Raw genomic sequence first — 3,814 nt, forward strand, 5'->3', positions numbered from 1 at the left:
ATTTATTACTTACTAGGCCCCGAGCACCTCGAGGTCAAATGTGACCGCTACCACAAAAAGCACGGAGCGATCGGACGCTCGGGGTTGGCAATGAGGGCCCATCCCCGGTAGCTAGACCCGACGATCCGCAAACAAGACGGATTGCAGCCAGAATACCGCGCAGACGTTTCAAGAGGGCCACGCGATGGACGAGGATTTCCGTAAAGCCGCTCTGGACTATCACCGTCTGCCCCGCCCCGGAAAACTGGCTATCGAGGCCACCAAGCGCATGGCCACCCAGCGCGACCTGGGTCTGGCCTATTCTCCCGGCGTCGCCGCCCCGTGCGAGGCCATCGCCGCCAATCCCGACACCGCTCGCGACTATACCGCCCGGGGCAACCTTGTCGCCGTAATCTCCAACGGCACCGCCGTGCTGGGCCTGGGCAATATCGGCCCGCTGGCCAGCAAGCCGGTGATGGAAGGCAAGGCGGTGCTCTTCAAGAAGTTCGCCGGCATCGACGTGTTCGACATCGAGGTCGACGCCGAGGATCCAGACAAGTTTATTGAAGTGGTTGCCGCGCTCGAGCCGACCTTCGGCGGCATCAATCTCGAGGACATCAAGGCCCCCGAATGCTTCATCATCGAGCGCAAGCTGCGCGAGCGGATGAAGATCCCGGTCTTTCACGATGACCAGCACGGCACAGCCATTGTCTGCGCTGCCGCCGTCCGCAACGCCCTTGTCGTCCAGGGCAAGGCCCTGAAGGACGTCAAACTGGTCACCTCCGGCGCCGGGGCGGCGGCCCTGGCCTGCGTCGACCTGCTGGTCTCGATGGGCCTGCCAGTCGAGAATGTCACCCTGACCGACATCAAGGGCGTAGTCTATGCCGGCCGCGATCCGGACATGCTCGACAACATGGCCCGCTACGCCCGCAAAACCGATGCCCGAACCCTGTCAGAAGTGCTGGACGGCGCAGACATCTTCCTCGGCCTTTCGGCCCCCCGGGTGTTCAAGGCCGAATGGCTGCCGCTGCTGGCCCCCAACCCGCTGATCCTGGCCATGGCCAATCCGGAGCCGGAAATCCTGCCTGAACTGGTCGTCGCGGCCCGCCCCGATGCGATCATGGCGACCGGTCGCTCCGACTATCCCAACCAGGTCAATAACGTCCTCTGCTTTCCGTTCATTTTCCGGGGCGCACTCGATGTCGGGGCCAGCGAGATCAACGAGGCCATGAAGGTGGCAGCCGTCGAGGCCATCGCCGCACTGGCCCGGGCAGAAGCCTCCGAGGTCGTGGCCAGCGCCTATGGCGGCGTGGCGCCGATGTTCGGCGCGCAATACATCATCCCCAAGCCCTTCGATCCGCGCCTGATCCTGCAGATCGCGCCCGCCGTGGCCCGCGCGGCGATGGACAGCGGCGTCGCCACCCGCCCGATCGCGGACTTTGATGCCTACCGGCAGGAACTGGAGCTGTTTGTCTATCGCTCCGGACAGTTGATGCGACCGGTGTTCGAACGGGCCCGCAAGGCGACCAAGGTCGCAGATGTCCGGGTGGCCTATGGCGAGGGCGAGGACGAGCGCGTACTCCGGGCCGTCCAGACGGTTCTCGATGAAGGTCTGGCCAAGCCCGTTCTGATCGGCAACCGCGCCGCCATCATCACCAAGGCCGCCGAAATGGCCCTGCGGCTCGACTTCGACAAGCGGGTCGAGATCCTCGATCCTGGTGCCGACCGGGCCCTCTTTGGGCCGCTGGTCGAACGCTATCAGGGCCTCGTCAGCCGCCGGGGCATCCCGCCTCTCGCCGCCGAACGACGCGTGACCAACCGCCGGACGGTCGCAGCCTCGATGCTGCTGCAGGCCGGACATGTCGACGCCGCCCTGGTCGGCGGCAGCGGCGACTGGTGGCAGCACATGACCTATGTGCTGCCGATCATCCCCAAGCAGGAAAATGTCGGCCGGATCTATGCCCTGTCAGCCCTGATCCTCGACAACGGCACGCTGTTCTTCTGCGACACCCACGTCAATGTCGATCCGACCGCCGAGCAGGTGGCCGAGATGACCCTGCTCGCAGCCGACTCGGTGCGGCGCTTCGGGCTAACGCCGAAGGCGGCGCTGCTGTCGCATTCCAGCTTCGGGGCCAGCAACTCACCCACCGCCCGCAAGATGCGCGACGCCCTGGCCATTGTTCGCGAGAAGGCCCCCGAACTTGAGGTCGACGGCGAAATGCACGCCGACGCCGCCCTCTCCCAGGCCCTACGAGATCGCCTCGTGCACGACAGCGCCCTGAAGGGCTCGGCCAACCTGCTGGTCATGCCGACCCTTGACGCCGCCAACATCGCCCTGACCCTGCTCAGCGCCGCGACTGAAGGCCTGCTGGTCGGCCCGGTCCTGCTGGGAATGAGCCGTCCACTGCATGTGCTGACGCCCAGCGTCACGGCCCGTGGCATCGCCAACCTGACAGCCCTGGCGGTCAATCAGGTCGCCGTTGAGCGAACCCCGACAGCCTGATCCGGAACGCAAAAGAGCCCCGCAGCAGACCCTGACCTTGCGGTTCAGGGGCCGTTGCGGGGCTCAAATGACATCAGGCAAGAGGGATGGGCGCTTCAGCGACCATCCGCAGCTTGGCCTTAGAGGATGCGCAGGTTGCCGGCCGAGGTCTTGCCCGAACGGCGGTCCTGTTCCAGCTCGTAGCCGACTTGCTGACCTTCGTTCAGGCCGCGCAGGCCCGCACGTTCAACGGCCGAGATGTGAACGAACACATCGCCGCCGCCGTTGTCAGGCTGGATAAAGCCGAAGCCCTTGGTGGTGTTGAACCACTTGACGACGCCGGTACCGCTTTCGCCGGAGCCGCCGCCGCTGCTGTAGCCACCGCCACGGGGGGCGTCATAGCCACCACCACGGGGCGCATCAAAGCCGCGCGGAGCCGGGCGGCGCGGAGCGGCCGGTGCGGCACCCTGGCCCGTAACGCGCAGATTGCCGGCGGACGTCTTGCCCGAACGACGATCCTCTTCCAGTTCATAGGCGACCTGGTCGCCTTCGTTCAGACCTGCGAGACCCGACCGTTCAACCGCGGCGATGTGGACGAACACGTCCTGGCCGCCGTCCTCGGGCTGAATGAAGCCAAAGCCCTTGGCCGGGTTGAACCACTTAACGACACCGTTCGCCATCTTATCCTCAAAACCAGTTCCGTGGGCCAGTTGCCGACCCACGCCTTCCATAGCATCTCATGACGCAAATCAAAGGATCGCGCCATGGGCTTTGAACGGAGATTCTCGAAGAACGATGCCCAAAACGAAGAAAAATTCGCTTCAGACGCTAGCCGGTAACACTCCGGGATCGATCCCGGACGGACAAATACGACCCGCCGGCCGCAGGAAGCGGTCAGCAGAGCCGAAAATCTTGGGTGCGGGGACAGGATTTGAACCTGTGACCTTCAGGTTATGAGCCTGACGAGCTACCGGGCTGCTCCACCCCGCGGCGAAGGAGGTAGTGATGTTATCGCAGGTAGGGATTGGACTTTGAAGACTTGAGTGACGGCATCCTTTTAGCGGACCTGGCGGCGACCTACTCTCCCGCGCCTTGAGACGAAGTACCATTGGCCCAGGGGGACTTAACGACCGAGTTCGGAATGGGATCGGGTGGGGAACCCCCGGCATAGCCACCAGGTCAGCAAAAAGGATGCGTGCAGTGTCCGGTGAGGGACACTGGTTATATCAAGTCGAAGAAGACATCGTATGTCTGAGCGCTACAAAGCGCTGTTGCATAGGTTTGGCTGAAGAACGATCAAGCCTATCGAGCTATTAGTACCAGTAAGCTACACGCCTCACAGCGCTTCCACAC

The 3,814-nt window shown here is 63.8% G+C and carries 1 protein-coding gene, 1 tRNA gene, 1 rRNA gene and 2 pseudogenes; 1 reads left to right on the top strand and 4 read right to left on the bottom strand.

Annotation, left to right across the window (positions count from 1 at the left end; all coding sequences use genetic code 11):
* Positions 1-184: 184 nt before the first annotated feature.
* Positions 185-2,482 (top strand): NADP-dependent malic enzyme, encoded by a 2,298-nt coding sequence (locus tag DBR10_RS11045; RefSeq protein WP_108503647.1) that lies wholly within the window; start codon positions 185-187, stop codon positions 2,480-2,482.
* 119 nt (positions 2,483-2,601) lie between these two features.
* Here the strand turns inward: DBR10_RS11045 and DBR10_RS19990 are convergent.
* The 4 genes and pseudogenes from DBR10_RS19990 to rrf all read right to left on the bottom strand — a co-directional run.
* Positions 2,602-2,802, bottom strand: a pseudogene (locus DBR10_RS19990) (cold-shock protein); the annotation flags it as partial.
* Positions 2,803-2,937: 135 nt separating this feature from the next.
* Positions 2,938-3,141 (bottom strand): annotated as a pseudogene (locus tag DBR10_RS19995) (cold-shock protein); the annotation flags it as partial.
* Positions 3,142-3,374: 233 nt separating this feature from the next.
* Positions 3,375-3,451, bottom strand: a tRNA-Met gene (locus DBR10_RS11055).
* A gap of 74 nt (positions 3,452-3,525) precedes the next feature.
* Positions 3,526-3,640: ribosomal RNA gene (gene rrf / locus DBR10_RS11060) — 5S ribosomal RNA — on the bottom strand.
* Positions 3,641-3,814: the final 174 nt, after the last annotated feature.

The sequence above is a fragment of the Caulobacter sp. HMWF025 genome, from assembly GCF_003060965.1.
Taxonomy (GTDB): Bacteria; Pseudomonadota; Alphaproteobacteria; order Caulobacterales; family Caulobacteraceae; genus Caulobacter.

Bases quoted from the DNA above. Each gene is read 5' to 3' on its own strand.
- DBR10_RS11045 (WP_108503647.1), top strand. From the start codon at position 185: ATGGACGAGGATTTCCGTAAAGCCGCTCTGGACTATCACCGTCTGCCC.